The following is a 20,895-nucleotide window of genomic DNA, read 5'->3' on the forward strand; positions in this document are numbered from 1 at the left end:
GCGGATGGCTGTTTACCCATCCATTAACGGCATTATGATATCGATCAGCACCAGCCTAATTTCATTTTTGTACTGGTTGTAGAGGGCAAGGGCCTCAATTCCATTTTGGGCAGTCAATACCTTGTAGTTATACATTTCCAGTGTGGTTTTAGTAACCTGAGTGATCGCTACTTCATCATCGGCAACTAAAATTAATTCTCCTTGACCTGTTGGCAGTTCTATCTCATCTATTACTTGAGAAGTGCTGCCCTCCTTGCTTGGCAAATATACTTGGAATTTAGTCCCAATTCCTACCTGACTGGCTACTTCCACAAAACCGCCGTGGCTGTTGATGATGCCCATTAATGTAGATAAACCTAGTCCTGTACCCTTACCCACTTCTTTGGTGGTGAAAAAGGGATCAAAAATCCGATCAATAATTTCTGGGTGAATGCCAACTCCAGTATCAGCAACTGTAATTCTCACATAGGAATTAACTGTTGCCCCAATGTGCATCCTGGCATAGTTTTCATCGATAAACAGCTTAGTGGCAGAAATAGTGAGTTTACCGCCATTGGGCATGGCATCACGAGCATTCACTGCTAGGTTCATCAACACCTGATGCAGTTCGGTGCTGTCTGCAACAACAATCCCGATATTTTGCGGTATGTCTGTGTTGATCTTGATCAGTTTGGGGAATGTCTGTTGGACTATCTGTTTAATGTCTTCTATCAGTTGCGTTACTAGGACGATTGTGGGTTTTCTTTCAAAACCACGGGTAAATGACAAAATTTGCCGCACCAAATCACCACCCCGTTTGGCATTGGTTTCGAGGATCTTCAGCATTTGCAGCGAAATATCATCCAGATCGGGATATTTGAGGGGCAGCAGTTGAGCAACTGTCATCATTGGGGTGAGAATATTGTTGAGGTCGTGAGCAATACCGCTGGCGAGAGTGCCTAAGCTTTCTAAGCGTTGACTACGCAGCTGCTGGGTTTCGAGTTGTTTTTTCTCGGTGATATCGGTGTCAATGATCAAGATTGATTTAGGCAAGTCTACGGCATCGAACATCAACGTCCACCGGCTGGCAATGATTAGTTCCTTGCCATATTTTGTAAATTTATGCAACTCTCCCTGCCACGTTCCCCGCTCAATCACAGTTTTCAGAGCCGCCCAAAGTAGAGGTGAGGTTTCTTTAAATAAAAGTTCCCAGGCGTTGTTTCCTTGAGCTTCCTTAACTTTCCAGCCGTACATATTCTCTGCGCCTTGGTTCCAGAATAAGATTTGGTTGTCCAAATCCTGTAGGATCATTGCGTCTGTTGTGATATTTAGTAGGGCAGCTTGTTCACGAATTTTCTGTTCTGTCTGGTGACGATCGCTGATATCTCTGAGTAGCCAGCGCAAACTGACTGTTTTACCCTGACTATCTTCAAGAGCGATCGCAGTTAGTTCTGCCGGAAAGTCTATACTTCCTTGATTATGAAAAAACCGTAACTCTTCTGTTTTGATTTGCCCCTGCTGTTGCAATTGTAGGATTATTTTACGAAATTTCCGCCGTTGTGTCTGATCCACAAACACAGACATTGGTTTACCAATCAGGTAAGACTGGCGCACATTCAATAAGTTAGCCGCAGCATAGTTAGCTTCCTGGATAATTCCAGTAATATCTGTAACCAAGTAACCATCTGGGGCAAAGTTAAATAAATCGTGATAACGTTGGCGTTCTGCTTCTACCAAATGGCGTGTAATGATTAATTCCTCATTTTGTTGGTGTAACTCTTCCAAAAAAATCGAAATTTCGGCGATCGCTTGTTGCAAAAACTCTATAGGATAATCCTCTTCTATGGATTGCTCCGTCGCAAGGCTTGCAAGCTGCAAGAGGTTTTCTAGTCGCTGATGCGCCTCGACAATGGCTTGTTTAAAATTTTCCTTGGTCATTTGGACTCTTCTTTGATGATTGCTTTTCTCTTTCCAGATGCCGTTCCTCTATATCTTGACTAGAAATCATACTGGTAACTTTAGCTACATCTGCCATCAGTAAAATTGCTCCCTGCATTTCAATACCAAACAGGGGAGTGATTGCCACGTAACATTTTATTTCCCTACCCCGACGATTGGTAGCATCGAGGATTATTTCTTGAAACTGTTTTTTTCCGTTTAGGGAGTCGCGAATGGGCGATCGCAACTGCTCGACGGGTAGCCCAATGTCTAGGCCCAAGAAAGACTGTCCTAGAACTTCATTAGTTCGCAAGCCCCATAAATCTTCTGCCATGTAATTCCAAATTGAGATATTAAAGCTGTTGTCAATTACCACTATTCCAGTTTGGAGACTTCTGAGAATAGAGACAAGGAAAATGTTTGTACGATTGAGTTCGATGGTGCGATCGTTCAGTTCGCTATTAATTGTCTGTAATTCTTCATTAGTAGATTGGAGTTCTTCATTCATCGTCTCCAATTCTTCGTTGGTGGATTGCAATTCTTCGTTGGTAGTTTCTAATTCTTCATTGGTAGATTGAAGTTCTTCGTTGGTGGTTTCTAATTCTTCATTAGTAGATTGCAGTTCTTCGTTGGTGGTTTCTAATTCTTGTCGGGAGCGTTGCAACGCCTCTTGGAGTCTAATGTAACGGGTGACATTATAAAAAGCGATGCTGACACCTAATAAACTGCTGTCAGTGTCTTGTAAAGGCGTAATCTGCAAATCCAAATATTGGGTTTCTATGTTGGGCAAATAGCGCTCTACATTTGTCAAGGTGATCGGGCGGCGTTCGGTATAAGCCCGCTCAATTAGCGATCGCAATTCAATTGGTCGATAGGAAAGTTCTAGATCCTGGAAGGGACGAGCTAAATCTTTGGGGGAAAGGGCGAACATAGTCCGCGCGTGCTCGTTGATCATTACCAGAGTGCCAGTGATATCAATCACGACTTGGGCGACTAATGCTGAGTCGAAACCCATCTCTCGCAGCCGGATGTGTCGAGACAAACGGCTGCTAGATTCATCATCTACTGAATTTGCCATAACCAGCATGCGGTCGCGTATATTTACAGACGATAGCTTAGTAAAGATTCGGTTTTTCAAGTCCACTGCTGTAAACAGACTAGAATGGATCAACAGCATCTCTGCTTTCCCCAAAAACAGATAGCCAGTATCATTGAGTGCAAAATGAAACCGGGCCAAAATTCGCCCTTGAGCTTCAGAATTAAAATACATCATGGTATTGCGGCTGACCAGCAAATCTAAGCGCGAAATCGGCGCATCCTGAAACAGATCGTGACGGCCAAAAATCACTGAGCGCCGCAAGTCTGAGCGGAAAACATAGCGGTTACCGACAAGCTCAAAGTATTTTTCCCGCAGTTCATCTGGCATCGCCTGGACATCTTTTGCTGAATACGTAGCAAGACGTGCCTCGTTGAGAGCATCTTCATCTATATCTGTGGCGTAGATTTTCACCCGTTGGCGAAATTCCTCTACTCCCAATATTTCAGCCATCACTATCGCTAAGGTATAAGCTTCGTCCCCGGAGGCACAGCCAGCGCTCCACATGCGGATTGGGTCAGAAGCTTTTTTATTTCTAATTAGATTAGGCAATATTTGCTCGGCTAGATATTCCCAAGCTGATGAATCTCGAAAAAAAGCGGTAACGTTAATTAGGATGGTGTTGAAGAGATTATTGAATTCTTCTGGATAAACTTCTAGGTAGTCTAGATAATCTACAAAGTTCTCTATGGTCAATGACTGCATCCGCTTGAATACCCGGCGCATCAAAGTCGAACGCTTATAGCCTGTAAAATCAAATCCCCGGCTTTGTCTAAGATAAATCAATAGATTTTCAAATTCGGGATCTTTTTCTGAGGATGTCATAAGGCAGGGGGTAGGAGGTCGAGGGTAAAAGAGTGAAGTTTTTATGCTTATCCACGATTATCAAAGACTCATTAAAGGAGTTTTAAGCCTGATTAATCAGTATTAAAGACTCATTATTGCATTTTAAAATATATCTTTTCTGCCCCCTGATTCTTAGCTTAGTAAGATTCTCCCATGACCAAAGTCACCAGGACTCTGGAAATTTCATTCAGGGGGAGAATAAAATCTACGTTGCCAGTTTGAATTGCGGCGGAGGGCATCCCAGAAAATTCCGCGGTTTCTACGCTTTGGGCAATGACAGTACCGCCCATTTTTTTAATCGCTTCTACTCCTATGGCGCCGTCGCTACCCGTTCCAGTTAGCACAACAGCGATCGCTCTGTCTTTGTAAATAACTGCAACCGATTCAAATAACAGGTTAGCGGAAGGACGTAAAAAATGTACTAATTCCGACTGTGATAAGGAAAGTGTGCCGTCACGGTTAACCAACAGGTGACGATTCGGTGGGGCAATGTAAGCCGTTCCTGGAGTTAGCCTATCTCCTTCTTGTGCTTGCTTGACGGTAAGATGCGTGCGCCGAGCAAGAATTTCTGCCATTAACGACCGATATTTGGGGCCGAGGTGTTGCACAATGGCGATCGCGGCTGTAAATTCTGTGGGTAAAGTCGATAGCACTTTAGCTAAAGCATTTAGACCGCCTGCTGAGGCTGCGATCGCCACAATATCAAAGGCAGCATTACTAAAGTCAGATGGATAATTGCTCACATCTTCTGCCATCTTAATCATAATTTTACGGCTATGAGATCTGCCAACTTTCTTTAGTCCACAAATACTATTGGCGTTGCATAAATGCGGGATGAATCGGGGGTTGAAACCTTTGATAATTCGTTCCAAATTGGGCGAAATCATCCCAGGATTCAGCAACGCCATACTATTTATAAATTTATAATTTTTAATCCTTGTTTCATAGATTATACAGTAAGGCTAAATTCTTTCAGCATTTTTTGCCTTTTTGGCTTTATTTATTTATTTAAGTTCATGTCTTAATCTTCCTGCTCTAGAATGCGTTTTGCCTGTAATAGTTGCTGTCTATGCTCCTCGTTAACTATTGGGTATTGCAGATTTAGTTCTTGTAATTTTGTGCAGATGATGTTGGCAACAGTCAGGCGTGTAAACCATTTGCGATCGGCAGGAATAATATACCACGGTGCCCATTTAGTACTAGTATGATTAAAAACTTCCTCATAAGCATTCATATAATCATCCCAAAAAGCTCGTTCCTGGACATCGCTATCTGAAAACTTCCAATTTTTTTCTGGCGATTCAATCCGTTGTAAAAAGCGTTTTTTCTGCTCTGATTTCGAGACATTCAGAAAAAACTTCAAGACGATCACACCATTATCAACCAAATGCTTTTCAAAGTTATTGATTTCTTCAAAGCGCTGCTTCCAAATCTTATTCCCTTCCAGAAATTCGGGAAGTTGTTGTTTCTTAAGCATTTCTGGATGGACACGAACCACTAGCACTTCTTCATAGTATGAACGGTTGAATATCCCAATTCGACCTCTTTCTGGCAAAGCCTTTGTTGTTCGCCACAGGTAGTCATGGTCTAATTCTTCTGCACTGGGCCCCTTAAAACTAAACACCTGAAATCCTTGCGGGTTCACACCAGAGGTCACGTGTTTAATTGTGCTATCTTTGCCAGCAGCATCCATTGCCTGAAAAATAATCAGCAATGCATAGGTGTTTTGAGCGTAGAGAATATTTTGGTAATTTGCTAATCGTTCAATATCTGTCTTTAATCTGATTGTAGCATCACTTTTTTGATCAAAATCAGTCTTATAAGCTGGGTCATAGTTTTTTTTCAGAGAAATTTTTGAACCTGATGGAACAATGAAAGCATCGTGATTCATATATAAAATTTCCTAATGGCTGCTTATCAGAAGCACATTTTGAAGTGCTAACTTTTGAAAGTTATAATTTATTAATTAAAGAATTTTGATTCAAGATTCCTAATTTTTTAGCAATTCTGGAGGTTTAAGTCCCCTGTTGATCATGGACAAATTTTGTGGCTGTTTTTAAACCCCCGTTATAAAACTTAATTATGTAGGCGTACCTTTACTACAATACAAGCAAGCAAGAGCGTCTCGTAAAAAAGCCTTTCCGGCGGAACGCTACGCGAACCCGTAGGCTATTACGAATTATTTCAACTTAGAGCTTGCTACTTTTAATTTTCGCCGCTTTGGCATCGGACGCATCGCTTCACGGCCCAAGATAAACATCCCTGTAATACCCAAACTGACAAACCAAATATATTGATACCAATATTGCCGAATCTGTTCCACCGTACTGAGTTTTTGATGCAATGTATTTAAGTACAGTAATAGGAGTAATATCATCAGCGCCCCAAAACCAACAAAACTGAAGCCAACACAAATTCGTACAGGTCGCAGTTCAAAATCACTAATACTGTCTAGGTCAATTTCTGCCAGTTCCTTAAAGGAGTCATCTGCCAAAGATGAGGTTGCTTGGAATATATTGCTCAGGTTTGCTGGCAAAATCGGCGACAGTGTTGCTACGGTTGGGCGACGTAGCAGAGCCTCAGTATCTCGCAACAATTGCAGTGGTTTACGGGTAGTCGTTGGTTGAGCAAACTCTATGTCATCTGTAGCGGTTGGGGCATTGGCTTCGCTTTCAAAATCCATAGCACGCCTCGGAAGAACCAGGATATACATAGCCTAGCGAATCAAAAGACAAATGCGTCAAAATAATTCGTAATACCCTATGGGAAAGCGTAACCGTAGGGTATTACGAACTATCAATTATTCGTCCATCTCTTTTAATGTAGCTAATGCTGACGGAGATAAACGACTTAGATAGCGGAATATCCAGTATTTAAAAATAGTGTTTAAAATCACAGGAAATGTCGCAATAAAGAAAAAGATTACATTCCTATTAGCTGGCAAACCTAAGTGTTCTCCAAATCCTTCAAGAATTACCTCCCACCCATCTGGTGAGTGAAATCCTACAAATATATCTGTAACCAAAATAATTAAAAAAGCCTTAGCACTATCGCTGAGTCCATAGACAATAGTATCCATAAAGGACTTGAACATCACAATTTCTCTTTTGCTCAAAACGATGATTATACTAAAAGAAATTAGTGAGATTAAATCTGCAAAAACATTGCTAAGAGCGCTATTACTTTTAACATTAAATTCCTCAGCTATTTCCATTGCTTTGTCTTTAATTTTTTCTTGAATTACCTCTGAAGAAAGTGAAGGAGCTTCATTGAGTAAATATTCCAATCTCAATGCTTGCTCAAAATTATGTAATTCATGGATAGCTTCTTTTTCCATATCGGAATTAATGAAAACTTGGATTTGATTATCTCCTCTAATCCTTTCTAATATGGGAATTACTAAAAATTGTTTAGATAAAATATAAGTTAAAAGTGGTACAATAATTAGAGTTAGTAAAAATCTCAGAGAAGTTTTTGTCCGATTTCGAGAAATTCGATAATTTCTCATAAATTCTTCTTCTGCTTGCGGAGTTAGATTTGCTTTAATTCGATTAACTGTTTCTCCTATAGAATTCGGAAACACTCCAGGATTTTGAGATGGAGGTGTTGCTTGAATATTATTAATATCATCTAAATATGGCTGTTTATTAATTTCGCTGCGGTTAATTTCTATGGGTTGAGAAGTTGCTCTTAATGCGCTATTGTTAATTAGGTTATCTTTAATAGCATACTTCTCTACAACTTCATCAATAACCTTTAACTTTTCTAATAAAATAGCATTAGAGATATTGACAGTTCCCCGACTAAGCCGGAATTCTGCAAGCCTAATCTTGATAATAGTTAAATTTTTATCAAGGTATACTTGCCAGTAAGACATCACGTTTTCAGTATAATTGACTGATTCTGATGATATTTTTTTGTTGCCAAAATGTTCTATCTCAATGTTTTTAATTCTTTGAGCTGCTTGTTGAGCTTCTAAAAGTGCCCTTTCTGGTGTATCTAACAACCAATGGTTAAGCGATCGCAAGTATTCTTTGAACCTTCGGCGAAGTAATGCTGGCGTTTTGGCAAATGGATTTTTCATTACCTACATGACTATTTATACAATGTCTATTATATTTATATAAGCAGGGAAAATGGGTAACAATTAGTTAAAAATATTATTAACTTATTACCCAACATTCATTAAATAAATCTATTATTTTGATTTCTTGACAGAGTTTAGTTTTACTTATGCCAACTTACCTTTTATGAAGAGTAAACAGAAAAAGCTAGTAGAGGAAATCGTGGCTGTGGTTTTTGTAACAAAAAATTAACTATGAGAAATTAATTTATTTCAATATCATGAATAAGGTGTGTAGATTATGTGTCAATTGTGTGACACAGAGCAAAATAACACTTTACAGCTTGATGTAGGGGAGGCAGCACAGTCTTCTCCCCGTTGTAGCAAGGGGCGTGAGACGATGCCGCCCATAGCGCAGCCTAAGATAAAACTAGCCCTTTCAAGGTGACTCAAAAAATCTCTTTTTTCTCTCTGCGCTACAGGCAGTTTGCTCAAGTCGGGAAACCCGCCCACGCAACTGCCCTCCTCTGTGCCTCTGCGGTTAAAAAGTAATTTATTTAACCACAGAGTCCACAGAGAACACAGAGGTTATAGGTTATAGAGGAATTTCTTGTAGAGAATTTTTACCCACCTTGAAAGGGGTAGTCCTGTAAGAAGAGAAGAGGCTGCGCCAACGAGTCCGCGTTCTTTGCGCGTTCGCACTCTTTGCATCTGGGGAGCCACTCTTGTTACACCTGGCCTGGTTTACAGTCCAAGTGCAACAACGGAGGGTTTTTCATGCTGTCCTTTGTGAAAAACTCGCCATATGATGATCTGATGGTATGTCGGCACAAAATAAAAGTTGGTCACTATAGCAAGCAAAAAATCTCAACCCAGAATTTATTGGCAATATGAAACTCAGTCTGTGCATGATTGTGAAAAACGAAGCAGCAACACTGCCTAAATGCCTGAACAGTGTCAGAAAAGTGGTGGATGAAATAGTAGTCTTGGATACAGGGTCAATCGATCGCACTCCCAATATTGCCCAACAACTGGGTGCAAAAGTTTATCATTTTAAATGGTGTAATGACTTCAGTGCTGCCCGCAATGCAGCTCTAAAATATGTTACTGGTGATTGGATTTTGGTATTAGATGCTGATGAAACTCTGACACCAGCAATTGTACCGCAGTTGCGAGAGGCGATCGCTAGAGATGAATACCTGCTGCTCAACCTCCTCCGCCATGAAGTTGGTGCAGAACAATCTCCCTATTCTCTGGTTTCCAGGCTATTTCGCAATCATCCAGATATTCGTTTTGACCGTCCTTACCATGCCTTAGTGGATGATAGTGTGTCAACAATTTTAACCAAAGAACCCCATTGGCAAGTAGGTTATTTACCAGGAGTAGCACTTTTACACACAGGATATCAAAAAAGTGCGATCGCTCAAAATAATAAATATGCCAAAGCAGCTGCGGCGATGGAAGGGTTTCTCGCGACTCATGCTGATGACCCCTATGTTTGTAGTAAATTAGGGGCATTGTATGTGGAAACTGGGAAAATTTCCCAAGGTATGGAGTTGCTTAGACGAGGAATCACCGCTGCTGAAGAAAACTACGATATTTTATATGAACTCCATTATCATTTAGGCATTGCCTACAGTCGATTGCAAAAATCCCCACAGGCCATTTCTCACTATAAAGCTGCCATCAAATTGCCAATTTACCCGATGCTCAAATTAGGAGCATACAATAACTTGGGTAACTTACTCAAAGCAGTAGGAGATTTCAACGGTGCGAAAACTGCTTACGCCACAGCTTTGAAAATTGATCCAACTTTTGTTGTTGGACATTATAATTTAGCGATGACATTTAAGGCTTTGGGTTTATTGACAGATGCGATCGCATATTATCAAAATGCAATCGAGTTAAATCCCAACTATGCCGAAGCCTATCAAAATTTAGGAGTAGTGTTGCTGAAAGTTGGCAATCATCAAGATAGTTTAACAGCTTTTAGAAAAGCGATCGCCCTTCATGAAAGGTATAATCCCGAAGAGGCCAAAAGACTACGCCAGGGATTGCAGGAGATGGAGTTGATGTAAAACAGGGGGCAATGGAAGATTACAACCAAGCTTTGCGGATTAATCCCAATAATGCCCCAGCATACTACAAGCAGGGTGTTGTCCGCGCTGAATTGGGAGATAAAAAAGGGGCAATGGAAGATTATAACCAAACTTTGCGGATTAATCCCAATGATGCCCCAGCTTACTACAACCGGGGTGTTGTCCGCGCTGAATTGGGAGATAAAAAGGAAGCAATCGAAGATTATAACCAAACTTTGCGGATTAATCCCAATGATGCCCTAGCTTACGGTAATCGGGGAAATGCCCGCACTGGATTGGGAGATAAAAAGGGGGCAATTACTGATTTGCAGCAAGCCGCAGATATCTTTAAACAACAAGGAAAAATAGAGGACTACCAAAAAGCGCTGGAAATCATCAACCAACTTCAGAAGTAGATACTTGAGGTGTTGCATCTGTGCAGGATGATTTTGATTGTTTTCTGACACCAAGCGATTTATAATCGCCAAGGGTAGGTATTGCTAGACTATAACCATTCCCGTTTGCTTTTGTTCACGAGCCATGTCCACAGTAGTTAGGCAATCCTTGACACTGGAGGAGTTTCTCGACCTACCAGAAACAAAACCTGCCAGCGAATACATTAACAGTAAGATTATTACCAAGCCAATGCCAAAAGGGAAGCATAGTCGATTGCAGTTAAGACTGTGCAACAGTATCAATGATGTTACCGAAAGCCTTAAGAGTGCTTATGCCTTTCCCGAACTGCGCTGTAGTTTTGGTATCCGTTCAATAGTACCTGATGTAGCAGTCTTCACCTGGTCGCGTATTCCCTTTGCTGCTGATGGGGAAGCACCTAATGATTTTCTGCTTTCTCCAGACTGGACAATTGAAATTCTTTCCCCAGAACAAAGTTCAAATCGAGTCACAGGCAATATTCTCTATTGCTTAGATCATGGTTGTCAATTAGGTTGGTTGATAGACCCAGAAGATCGTTCCATTTTGGTCTTCTGTCCCAATCAACAACCAGAACTTTTGCAGGGTGATGAGCGTTTGCCAGTGTTAGCCGGGATAGACTTGGAGTTAACAGTTGCTCAGGTGTTTGGTTGGTTAAAAATGAGCAGTTAGCTCGACTTTATCTATTTAGCCTTGCATCAAAATTCCTACTAAAATCTGCATCAAGATTTCCAAATCAGTTGGCACCCGATACAACATTAAATCTTGACTCACTTTCCTCTCTTGGCGATCAAAACTACCAAACTGCCAAATATCCACAGTAGTCACGGCACCATACAAGATTGGCTCATCTGATTCTACCCACGTATCTAAGGCAATCAACTCTGTGGCTAACTGGGTAAATCCCCGTGTTAAGTCTGCCTGTTTTGCTTCTACCACTAAAATATTGTGTTCTGACTGAAGATAGTAGTCTAAGTCACCTCTGAGGTACTGGTTAACCTCAATCGGGTACTCGATATTAACTATTGCTTTTGTAATCTGGGCTACTTCTAATAAGATGGGTGCAATTATTACCTCCCGTCTAGCCGCTTCACTAGTTAGACTAACACGAGCGATCGCTTCTTCTAGGCGTTGGCGTAAGTCTGGTAGTCGAGTCAGTAATTCGGAAGCAGCGATAGGTAAATTGATTGTTGCTTTAGTTAAACTTACTCCTAATTCCCGTAGAATATCGGCGGGAGCGAATTTCATTTGGAAATAGCTGCGGAATGTGTAGAATTCGTTTGGTTTAAGTATCGGGGGACGGTGACGTTTAGTCATGCTAAAACCCGCAGTTATGATATTGAAATTATTTTTATTCGTTTTATTGGAACGCATCAAGAATACGATAACGTAACTTCAGCTTTGGAACTCGGAACTTCAACTTCGGAACTCGGAACTTCAAGCTTGGAACTCGAAACCTTAAGCTTGGAACTCGGAACTTCAGCTTCAGAACTCGAAACTTCAGGCTTGGAACTCGAAACTTCAGGTTTAAAAATGAACTCCACCCGTTCTGAGTCGAAAAGGTGGAGTTAGGAAGTTGAAGAGTCGGTAAATTCTCCTCACAAATGACAACTAACTAAATACGCGACTTGACAAATTTCTCCAATCTATCCATTCCCTTTTCAATCGTCGCCATATCTGTGGCATAAGAAAGGCGAATGTTGTCATCAGCGCCAAAAGCAATTCCAGGAATGACTGCAACTTGATGTTTTTCCAACAAGGCGTCACAAAATTCTAGGGATTTTAGACCGGTTTTGCTGATATCAGGGAACAGATAAAAAGCGCCATCTGGTGAGGCGGTACTCAATCCGGGAATGGCGTTGAGTCTGTCTAGCATTACCTGTCGCCGTTTAGCGAAGGCTTGGCGCATTTCTTCGACACAATCTTGAGGACTTTGTAGCGCTGCGATCGCACCATATTGGGCAAAGGTACACACGTTAGATGTACTATGCCCTTGGATGGTACTCGCTGCTTTAATAATTTCCACTGGCCCCGCTAAATAGCCGATACGCCACCCAGTCATGGAATAAGCTTTCGCAAACCCATTACTGGTCAAAGTGCGCTCAAAAATTTCTTTCCCTAGAGAACCGATGCTGATATGTTCTGCACCGTTGTAGAGAATTTTTTCGTAAATCTCATCAGAGACTACAAAGATATCTGCATCAACTACTACCTGCGCCAGTGCTTTGATTTCATCTGGGGTGTAAACCATCCCTGTGGGATTAGATGGGGAGTTGAGGATAAATAACTTCGTCTTCGGCGTGATTGCTTTACGGAGTTGTTCGGGAGTAATTTTATAACCCGTCGTTGCATCTGTGGGCACAATTACTGAGACTCCACCGACCAAAGTCACCATTTCGGGATAACTTAGCCAGTAGGGCGCAGGAATAATTACCTCATCACCTGGATCGGTCAGCGCTACTATCAAGTTGTAAAGAGAATGCTTACCGCCATTGGTGACGATGACATTCTCTGACTTATAATCAAGACCGTTATCAGTTTTAAGCTTGTGGGCGATCGCTTCCCTTAACTTTGGTTCTCCAGCTGCTGCACCGTACTTGGTTTTGCCTTCATCCAAAGCTTTTACTGCTGCGGCTTTAATATGCGCTGGGGTATCAAAATCTGGTTCTCCAGCGCTAAAACTACAAACATCTATTCCTTCTACCTTCAGTGCCTTAGCCTTGGCTGCGATCGCTAAGGTTAATGAAGGTGTTACCTGACTTACTCTTGCTGCCAGCTTCATTCTTACTATTTTTGGCAAATCTTTCACTTATCTAAGGATATCCCAGAATCCCTACCAAGATTTGCTTTTTCCGAATTCGTTGGGGATTGGAAACTGGGGACTGGGAAAGAATTCCTGACCCTTGATTCTTGATCCTTGACTTTTAAGAATGTATTCTGTATAACTTGAATTTTAGGGAAAACTAACTATTTATATGCAATTCAAGAAACTTTTCATCGCATCTTCTTTGTTAATCACTGGTCTTTTTATACCTAATGCTGCCATTGCTCAAAATCGCGGTACTCCGGGTAAGTTTGATTTTTATGTACTGACACTCTCTTGGTCACCAGATTATTGTGCGGCAAATGGTACCCGTGACCAGCAGCAGTGCGGTTCGGGAAGGAAACTGGGTTTTGTACTACATGGTTTGTGGCCACAGTACCAAACTGGTTATCCTGCTAATTGTTCCACGCAAAAATTACCCTTGCAAGTAAAGCAGCAGTTTCCCAATTTGTTTCCTAGCACTAAACTTGCCGAGCATGAATGGGAAAAACATGGTACTTGTTCTGGGAAAACTCCTGCGGAATACTTCGCATTTAGTAAAAAATTAAAAGATGCGATCGCTATTCCCGCAGCTTATAATCGTCCGAATAAACCCTTGCGTACCACAATTACAAATTTTAAAAATTCATTTGTGAGTGCTAATAATCAAATTACTCCTGATGGTATAGCACCTTTTTGTTCTGGTTCGGGAAGATTTTTGCAAGAAGTCTTCTTTTGTTATTCCAAAAACGGTGAACCTGGTATTTGTAGCGCCGAGATTTTGAAGCGATCGCAAAAAAGTTGTGGTCAGCCAGATTTCTTACTCAGAAACGTTAGATAACAATTGGGCATTTAGCATTGGGGCATTGGGCATTGGGCACTTGTACTGAGCGAACGCAAGAGCGTCTCGTAGACAAGTATTGGGCATTGGTTATTCTCCTCTGCTCGCCCACTCCCCAGAACTATGATTTGTAGTTACTTAATTTATTCTTTACCATTAATTATTTATTTCTTAACTTATCTATTCTAATCTTCAAATGTAATTAGAACCCATTCTTATTTCGAGATAGTAGACGCAATCAGAGAATCTATTTAGGAAAAAGTTGTATTTATAACTATAAATTTTTAAGTAGTTCTCTGAATTGCAATAAACCCAGGTTTTTTCCTAGTTTTAATAGTTTTTTTTGTCACACAAGTTGTTTTTGTCAGACTGCATTCTTGTCTTTTATTGGGAGTGCTAAATGGAATATTTATTTCTAGCTTTGGCGCTGGGTCTAGCACTCAGCTTTGAATTTGTCAATGGTTTTCATGATACTGCAAATGCAGTTGCTACAGTAATTTATACTAATACTCTGAAGCCAAACATCGCCGTCGTCTGGTCAGGCTGTTGGAACCTAATTGGCGTGCTGACATCAACTGGAGCCGTTGCTTTTGGCATTATTGCCCTGCTTCCCGTTGAGTTGGTACTCAATGTTGGCTCAAGTGCAGGCTTTGCAATGGTGTTTGCACTTTTGATTTCGGCGATCATGTGGAACTTGGGAACCTGGTACTTGGGCTTACCTGCATCCAGTTCACATACGCTGATTGGCTCAATCATGGGTGTTGGTTTAGCAAATTCAATGTTGTCTAAGGGTCATGTCTTTGGCGAGGGCGTAAATTGGGCAAAGACGCAGGAAGTTTTTACATCTCTGTTGGTTTCGCCAATTGTTGGATTCACCTGCGCCGCACTGCTGTTACTGCTGGCGAAGATACTGATCAAACGACCAGAGTTGTACCATGCGCCAGATCACGGTAAAGCACCACCGCCTTGGATACGTGCTTTGTTAATCTTGACATGTACTGGTGTGAGTTTTGCCCACGGTTCAAATGATGGTCAAAAAGGGATGGGTCTGATCATGCTGATCTTAGTGGGCATTCTTCCGGGTATATTTGCACTGAATATAAATACTAATGCAGGAGCGATCGCTCAGTTGGCCGCTACGTCCAACTCTGTGATTCCAGTGCTGCAACAACAAGGAAGAGGAACATTCTTAAACAGCCAAAGCATCACAGATGAGCTTTCCAACTTCCTTAAACCAACTAGCGAAGCTAACGAGAAAACATTCGCAGCCCTTGCTACCAAAAGTCGGACAATTGGAGACAAGCTTGCTGGTAAGACTAGTTTCAAACAGCTTTCAAGCGATGAGCTAAGTTCATTACGAACCGATATGTATCTAGTCGCTGGAACAATTGGGAAACTGGACAACCAGAAAAAATTAACCGATGCCAAACAAGAAGAGGTGCTTACCAGCTATAAGATGCAGTTGGATAAAGTAACAAAATTCATTCCCAATTGGGTGAAATTTGCCGTCGCCATTGCACTGGGTCTTGGCACAATGATTGGTTGGAAGCGCATTGTGGTGACAGTGGGTGAAAAGATTGGCAAAGACCACCTTACATACGCTCAAGGAGCTTCCGCCGAGCTAGTAGCTATGACAACTATTGGTGCTGCGGATTACTTCGGTCTGCCAGTCAGCACCACTCACGTGCTGTCATCTGGTGTCGCGGGGACAATGGCGGCGAACCATTCTGGTTTGCAAATGGACACCCTGAGAAATCTGCTGCTAGCCTGGGTGCTGACACTGCCAGTTTGCGTACTGCTTGGTTCTGCCACATACGCGGGAGGCTTGTACATAGTCTTGAATATTCTGGGTTTGAAGTAGGACAATAGGGCATTGGGCATTGGGCATGGGGCATTGGGGAAAATTAAATAATTACCTCTTTGCCCCTGCTCCCTGCCCCCTGCCCCCTGCTTCTTCCCCCACTCCCTAAGCTATCGTCACATCCGGCGACAAATAAACATCTTGAATGGCGTGAAATAGCTTCACACCTTCCTCAAAGGGACGCTGGAACGTCTTTCGCCCAGAAATTAATCCTGAACCACCAGCCCGTTTATTAATTACAGCCGTGCGAACTGCTTCGGCGAAGTCATTTTTACCAGTCGCGCCACCAGAATTAATCAGCCCCACACGCCCAGAGTAGCAATTTAGCACCTGGTAACGAGTTAAATCAATTGGATGGTCAGTTGTCAAATCTGTGTAAACGCGCTCATCGGTTTTGCCGTAACTCTTACCACTAGCTTTGGCGACTGCACCGTAACCATTGTTATTTTCCGGTAACTTTTGTTTGATGATGTCGGCTTCAATGCTTACACCCAAATGATTCGCCTGTCCGGTGAGGTCAGCCGCAACGTGGTAATCTTTATCTTGTTTAAAAGCGTTGTTCCGCAGATAGCACCAGAGAATTGTCACCATCCCCAGTTCATGGGCGCGTTTAAAAGCTTTGCTGATTTCTTGGATTTGCCTGGTAGACTGCTCTGAGCCAAAGTAAATTGTCGCACCCACTGCCGCTGCCCCTAAATTCCAAGCTTGTTCCACATCAGCAAACAATACCTGGTCAAATTGATTGGGGAAAGTCAGCAATTCGTTGTGATTGATTTTGGCAATAAAGGGGATTTTGTGGGCATACTTGCGCGAAACGATCCCTAATGTCCCTAAAGTCGTAGCAACCGCATTGCAACCTGCGGCGATCGCCAATCTGATAATATTTTCTGGATCAAAGTAAATCGGATTGGGCGCAAAAGACGCACCTGCTGAATGTTCAATCCCTTGGTCTACCGGTAGAATAGACAGATACCCAGTATATGCAAGACGACCAGTAGAATAAAGTAACTGGAGATTACGCAATACTTGAGGGTTGCGATCGCTGTTCAGCCAGATTCGATCTACAAAGTCTGGCCCCGGCAAATGTATTAAATCCTGAGAAACTTTTGCTTTGTAGGTAAACAGGTCTTCTGCCTCTTTACCTAGCAATGACTCGATAGAATTAGCCTCTATGAGCGTTGTAGTCATAGCGTTTTCCTCAAAAATTGAGCAAATGACCTTTTGCCTTTAAGATAGCATTTTTAATATTGCTAACCTGGTTGTGCGGGCATTAACTATATGTAAAATCTTTCTGATATCGCAGTCTTAAATCATCTGCAAAAACTTGTTTGACTGATTAAACGTGACATTTAATTGTCAGTATTTGCCTTTTCTGCCAAACAAATAACCTCTTCAGCAAGATGCGGAGTGGTCGGATCACGCTAAAGACCAGAATTTCTCTATACTGAGAAATAAAAAAGATTCATCCTTTGAGTTCAATACAAACCTAACAAGAACAGCCCCTTAAGAAAGCTAGCGTTGGGGAGTAAACCTTAAAGCCTCTCTTCTAAAAGGAGAGAGGAATAGAAGTGAGGTCAGAGTGTATTGCATACATAGACGCGTAGCGGCTTAAGCCAGGGTGCTATATCAGCTTAAAACGTGGCATCTACTAGCTGCTCAATTATGCTATCTTCGTATCCTATCTAAGATTGACAGGAAAGTAAAACTTATCTTCCCCAAAAGAACAAATACAATTTTATGAGTAAGTTTCAAATCGATATCGACTTCAGCAATATAGATTTAGCTTCCCTTGAGACAGAAGAAGATTTTCAAAGAGAGGCAAAAATATTACTACCAAAGGTACTGGTCAAAGTAGGTGAAAGCGTGGGTGAAAAGACTTGGGAAGAATTACAGCAAAAGCTGCAAGGCACTGGAGGTAAAGTTAAATCTTCTCCAAGCGAGAAACGCAAGTTTATCCAAGAAACAGGAAGAACTTATCAACGAAATGCCAGTAATAGAGAAAGACAAGAACTCGAAGATTATATAGTAGAGCAGTTACGCCAGCACAAGCACTAAAGATTCACCTAAGCCTGATATACCTGAGAGTTCCCAGGCAGATGATATAGAGCTTCGCTTTGGTAAATATAGCGGTTCCCATTCAGATGCGGTACAACAATTATATCGCCAGGTGTAGAGGCACGGCAGTGCCCATTAGTATCAACTTAAGCTCAAATACTCAATTTCCCGTTCTTTTAGATCCCCCAACCCCCGATAAATTGGGGGCACTCGATTCTAGTTCCCCCCTTTTTAAGGGGGGTTAGGGGGGATCTAAATCTAGGTGGTACCTCGAAAAATTTTCACTCTTCTTATCAGACTAAGCTTTCACGTTAAGTTGACATCAATGGGCAGTGCCGTGCCCCTACGGGTGTACCTCACCTAAACGAGAACCGCTATAAAAACTCTGGACGGCGAATAATTAAGCTCAGATGAGTCTTTGAACTTCGTCAACGAGTCTTTGATACTCGTGAATGAGTCTTTGAACTCCGTCAACGAGTCTTTTATACTCGTCAACGAGTCTCTGAACTCCGTCAACGAGTCTCTGAACTCCGTTAACGAGTCTTTGATACTCGTGAATGAGTCTTTGAACTCCGTCAACGAGTCTTTTATACTCGTCAACGAGTCTTTGAACTCCGTTAACGAGTCTTTGGTAAGTAGTCGCACAAAAATATTTACAGTCATTGCGATCGCAGCGAAGCAATCCCAGCCCTTGCGATTGCTTCGCTTCGCTCGCAATGACATAATTTACCAGACATCATTTAAACAAACCAGCGGCGAATCAACTCCACCTGGAAACCATAGCCGTCGTCAACTTCCTCAATTAACTCCCGTTGCAATAGCAAGCTGAAAGTAATATCAGCATGAGGGAACTGTTGCAATAGAGTTTGACGGCTGACTATAGCCCCTTCCCCTTGAGCGGCGATAAAACGTAGAATAGCCTGTCCAGTCGCGTCTACTTGATTGTTTTGAATATCAGCAAAGAAAAGGCTTCCACTTCCCAAAGCTTCTGGTATCGCGGCTTCCACATCCGCTAAAGTTGCCAATCGCCGGATAGAGGGGTCTTGTTCGTTCTTAAGGACAATAATTTCCGCGCAGAGTAATTGTACTAAGAATGGGTGACAACGGGTGAGTTGTAGCACTCGCTCAACAGCGTTGGGTTCATAGCGCAGGGTAAAATCTTTGACGGGATGTTCAATTAATTGTCGTGCTTCCGCTTCTTTGAGGTAGGAGATATGCACTACTTGGACATTAATGAGATAACTAGCCCAGCGCTGATATTCTTCGATAGTATGAGAGCCAGCCAGTAAAATTTTGGGTAATTGAGAGGTCAAACGCTTGGGTGGAGCGATGTAAAAGTTTAGTCAAAAATTTTGACCGAACACTCGCTCGTGCCAATGCCAAGCTCAAGCTTTGTTTTATCAGATTGATGCTCAAAAGACTAGCTGCTAGCTAGCTAAAAAAGATATCAAATGGGTTCTATCCTTGGACTCCATAAACCTGTCAGTTCACAGATAAGGGCACTCTACTGCCGAGGCAAGGTCGGATCAAGTTATCCGGAAACTTCTCAACGTCTCCCCTCTATCAGGTTTCTGCGATGCGATCTGCTTTGCAGCAACGCTTCGTGATCGCTTTCAGCCCCGAATCATCCCTACTCAATCTTGCAATTAGGCGTATAACCAGAAGTAACTTGGCTATACATTTGCAAGACCGATGCAGAAATACCTCCTGAGAGTTTTGCGATCGCCCATAGCGCTCTTGTAAAATCATTTTCAATTGTTGAGAATTCGCCTAGGAAAAAGTTTATGGCAGATAAGTCCGGTCAAGACCCCTCGGAAATCACAGTGGCAACGGTTGATGAAGAACGAAAAGGCGCAACTTTCAGCGGTACGGTCATCCTTGGTATAGATCCTGAGGGTGGGGCAGTCGTTTTCTTTAGAGACTTTTTAATTGAAGATTATAAAGGCGAACTTACCGCTTATCTGGCAACAGATGGCAATATAACGAAAAGCGTTGATTTAGGCGAACTCGATCATAAAAGCCCCAGTTTTAAGCTGCCAATTCCGCTGGGAACGGATACATTACCCTACAATACAGTCGTGTTGAGCGACAAAAAAAGCAAGAAAAAAATCCTGACGATCAATCTATAAAATTTGTAACTTAGCTCGTAGTTCAGCCAAATTCGATTGCCCTCCTGTATAGATCTCAAATGGGTTCTATACAGCTGGCTTTTTCGTGCTGGATACTCCACTCCTGTTGAAGTGACTCTTGTTTCTTCTCTAATCTAGTATTGTTATTCTGCACTCAAGATTCGAGGTAGTTGGGGTTCTGGTTCAGGAACTGAAGATTAAGTCAGATATTGACAAAAGGCAATGCAAAGCAGTAGAAAATATTGCCCAAAAGCAGGAAGGCACAAATTCCAGCCAGAAGACGATAAATTAAGAGTAAAAATCAGTGATGAGTTAGAATCAATAACTTCTAATTTATTGTAAACGAGTCTTTGATACTCGTGAATGAGTCTTTGATACTCGTGGACGAGTCTTTGATACTTGTGGACGAGTCTTTTATACTCGTGAACGAGTCTTTGATACTCGTGGACGAGTCTTTTATACTCGTGAGCGAGTCTTTGATACTTGTGAGCGAGTCTTTTATACTCGTGAGCGAGTCTTTGATACTCATGGACGAGTCTTTGATACTCGTGGATGAGTCTTTTATACTCGTGGTTTTTTTAACGAACCGCAAAGGACGCATACTCCTACGGAGAAGCAAGCTATGCGTAGCGTCTCGTAGAGAAGGACGCAAAGGAGGAGAAGAAATATATCTATAAATAAAGTGAAGTAAAGCGGTGCGTTACGCCAAAGGCTAACGCACTCTACCAAAACACTAAAGGAGTAGAAATTAATAAGGAGTTAGGAATAAATAAC

Annotated in this window: 19 protein-coding genes; 8 read left to right on the forward strand and 11 right to left on the reverse strand. The window is 41.9% G+C overall.

Annotated features, from left to right (window positions below; all coding sequences use genetic code 11):
* Positions 1-12: 12 nt before the first annotated feature.
* The 6 genes from V7K85_RS33135 to V7K85_RS33160 all read right to left on the reverse strand — a co-directional run bounded on the left by V7K85_RS33135 (position 13) and on the right by V7K85_RS33160 (position 7,943).
* Positions 13-1,917, reverse strand: coding sequence for a PAS domain-containing hybrid sensor histidine kinase/response regulator (locus tag V7K85_RS33135; RefSeq protein ID WP_334820440.1), 1,905 nt, complete (start codon positions 1,915-1,917; stop codon positions 13-15).
* The gene (locus V7K85_RS33140) at positions 1,898-3,838 is read right to left on the reverse strand and encodes a CheR family methyltransferase (RefSeq protein WP_334820442.1); all 1,941 of its coding nucleotides are present in this window, start codon (positions 3,836-3,838) and stop codon (positions 1,898-1,900) included. Before V7K85_RS33140 ends, V7K85_RS33135 begins: the two co-directional genes overlap by 20 nt.
* Positions 3,839-3,996: 158 nt before the next feature.
* On the reverse strand, positions 3,997-4,623 hold the full coding sequence (locus V7K85_RS33145) for a chemotaxis protein CheB (protein WP_334820832.1): 627 nt from the start codon (positions 4,621-4,623) through the stop codon (positions 3,997-3,999).
* 257 nt (positions 4,624-4,880) lie between these two features.
* Entirely contained in the window at positions 4,881-5,750 is an 870-nt protein-coding gene (locus V7K85_RS33150; RefSeq protein ID WP_334820444.1) for a polyphosphate kinase 2 family protein, read from the reverse strand.
* 288 nt (positions 5,751-6,038) lie between these two features.
* The gene (locus V7K85_RS33155) at positions 6,039-6,542 is read right to left on the reverse strand and encodes a hypothetical protein (RefSeq protein WP_334820446.1); all 504 of its coding nucleotides are present in this window, start codon (positions 6,540-6,542) and stop codon (positions 6,039-6,041) included.
* Positions 6,543-6,659: 117 nt separating this feature from the next.
* The gene (locus tag V7K85_RS33160) at positions 6,660-7,943 is read right to left on the reverse strand and encodes a proton extrusion protein PcxA (RefSeq protein WP_334820448.1); all 1,284 of its coding nucleotides are present in this window, start codon (positions 7,941-7,943) and stop codon (positions 6,660-6,662) included.
* Positions 7,944-8,812: 869 nt separating this feature from the next.
* Here V7K85_RS33160 and V7K85_RS33165 point away from each other — a divergent pair.
* The 3 genes from V7K85_RS33165 (at position 8,813) to V7K85_RS33175 (ending at position 11,104) form a co-directional block, all read left to right on the forward strand.
* Complete coding sequence (locus V7K85_RS33165) at positions 8,813-10,000, forward strand: glycosyltransferase (RefSeq protein WP_334820450.1); 1,188 nt, start codon at positions 8,813-8,815, stop codon at positions 9,998-10,000.
* Positions 10,001-10,011: 11 nt separating this feature from the next.
* Positions 10,012-10,416 carry a tetratricopeptide repeat protein gene (locus V7K85_RS33170; RefSeq protein WP_334820452.1) on the forward strand — a complete coding sequence of 135 codons (405 nt, stop codon included), beginning with the start codon at positions 10,012-10,014 and terminating at the stop codon, positions 10,414-10,416.
* A gap of 124 nt (positions 10,417-10,540) precedes the next feature.
* The gene (locus tag V7K85_RS33175; protein ID WP_334820454.1) at positions 10,541-11,104 is read left to right on the forward strand and encodes a Uma2 family endonuclease; all 564 of its coding nucleotides are present in this window, start codon (positions 10,541-10,543) and stop codon (positions 11,102-11,104) included.
* A 15-nt stretch (positions 11,105-11,119) separates the two neighbouring features.
* Here V7K85_RS33175 and V7K85_RS33180 read toward each other — a convergent pair whose 3' ends face one another.
* Entirely contained in the window at positions 11,120-11,749 is a 630-nt protein-coding gene (locus V7K85_RS33180; protein ID WP_334820456.1) for a hypothetical protein, read from the reverse strand.
* On the opposite strand from V7K85_RS33180, the gene V7K85_RS33185 reads away from it, so the two are divergent.
* Positions 11,681-12,004 carry a hypothetical protein gene (locus V7K85_RS33185; RefSeq protein WP_334820855.1) on the forward strand — a complete coding sequence of 108 codons (324 nt, stop codon included), beginning with the start codon at positions 11,681-11,683 and terminating at the stop codon, positions 12,002-12,004. The two genes, V7K85_RS33180 and V7K85_RS33185, sit on opposite strands and share 69 nt — an antisense overlap.
* A 43-nt stretch (positions 12,005-12,047) precedes the next feature.
* Here the strand turns inward: V7K85_RS33185 and V7K85_RS33190 are convergent, their stop codons facing one another.
* Positions 12,048-13,214 carry a pyridoxal phosphate-dependent aminotransferase gene (locus tag V7K85_RS33190; protein WP_334820458.1) on the reverse strand — a complete coding sequence of 389 codons (1,167 nt, stop codon included), beginning with the start codon at positions 13,212-13,214 and terminating at the stop codon, positions 12,048-12,050.
* A gap of 193 nt (positions 13,215-13,407) precedes the next feature.
* Between V7K85_RS33190 and V7K85_RS33195 the strand changes: the two genes are divergently transcribed.
* Both V7K85_RS33195 and V7K85_RS33200 read left to right on the forward strand, forming a co-directional pair.
* Positions 13,408-14,076 carry a ribonuclease T2 family protein gene (locus tag V7K85_RS33195; RefSeq protein WP_334820460.1) on the forward strand — a complete coding sequence of 223 codons (669 nt, stop codon included), beginning with the start codon at positions 13,408-13,410 and terminating at the stop codon, positions 14,074-14,076.
* 400 nt (positions 14,077-14,476) lie between these two features.
* On the forward strand, positions 14,477-15,937 hold the full coding sequence (locus V7K85_RS33200) for an inorganic phosphate transporter (protein WP_334820462.1): 1,461 nt from the start codon (positions 14,477-14,479) through the stop codon (positions 15,935-15,937).
* A gap of 105 nt (positions 15,938-16,042) precedes the next feature.
* Here V7K85_RS33200 and V7K85_RS33205 read toward each other — a convergent pair whose 3' ends face one another.
* The gene (locus V7K85_RS33205) at positions 16,043-17,125 is read right to left on the reverse strand and encodes a class I fructose-bisphosphate aldolase (RefSeq protein WP_334820464.1); all 1,083 of its coding nucleotides are present in this window, start codon (positions 17,123-17,125) and stop codon (positions 16,043-16,045) included.
* 549 nt (positions 17,126-17,674) lie between these two features.
* Between V7K85_RS33205 and V7K85_RS33210 the strand changes: the two genes are divergently transcribed.
* Complete coding sequence (locus V7K85_RS33210) at positions 17,675-17,992, forward strand: hypothetical protein (protein WP_334820466.1); 318 nt, start codon at positions 17,675-17,677, stop codon at positions 17,990-17,992.
* Between the two features lie 740 nt (positions 17,993-18,732).
* On the opposite strand, the gene V7K85_RS33215 is transcribed toward V7K85_RS33210, so the two are convergent.
* Together V7K85_RS33215 and V7K85_RS33220 are read right to left on the reverse strand one after the other, a co-directional pair.
* Positions 18,733-19,305, reverse strand: coding sequence for a hypothetical protein (locus tag V7K85_RS33215; RefSeq protein ID WP_334820468.1), 573 nt, complete (start codon positions 19,303-19,305; stop codon positions 18,733-18,735).
* A 250-nt stretch (positions 19,306-19,555) separates the two neighbouring features.
* Complete coding sequence (locus V7K85_RS33220) at positions 19,556-19,741, reverse strand: hypothetical protein (protein ID WP_334820470.1); 186 nt, start codon at positions 19,739-19,741, stop codon at positions 19,556-19,558.
* A 35-nt stretch (positions 19,742-19,776) separates the two neighbouring features.
* Here V7K85_RS33220 and V7K85_RS33225 point away from each other — a divergent pair, with 35 nt between their 5' ends.
* Positions 19,777-20,121, forward strand: coding sequence for a hypothetical protein (locus tag V7K85_RS33225; RefSeq protein WP_334820472.1), 345 nt, complete (start codon positions 19,777-19,779; stop codon positions 20,119-20,121).
* The last annotated feature ends 774 nt before the right edge of the window (positions 20,122-20,895 follow it).

Source organism: Nostoc sp. (assembly GCF_036917615.1).
Classification (GTDB): domain Bacteria; phylum Cyanobacteriota; class Cyanobacteriia; order Cyanobacteriales; family Nostocaceae; genus Nostoc.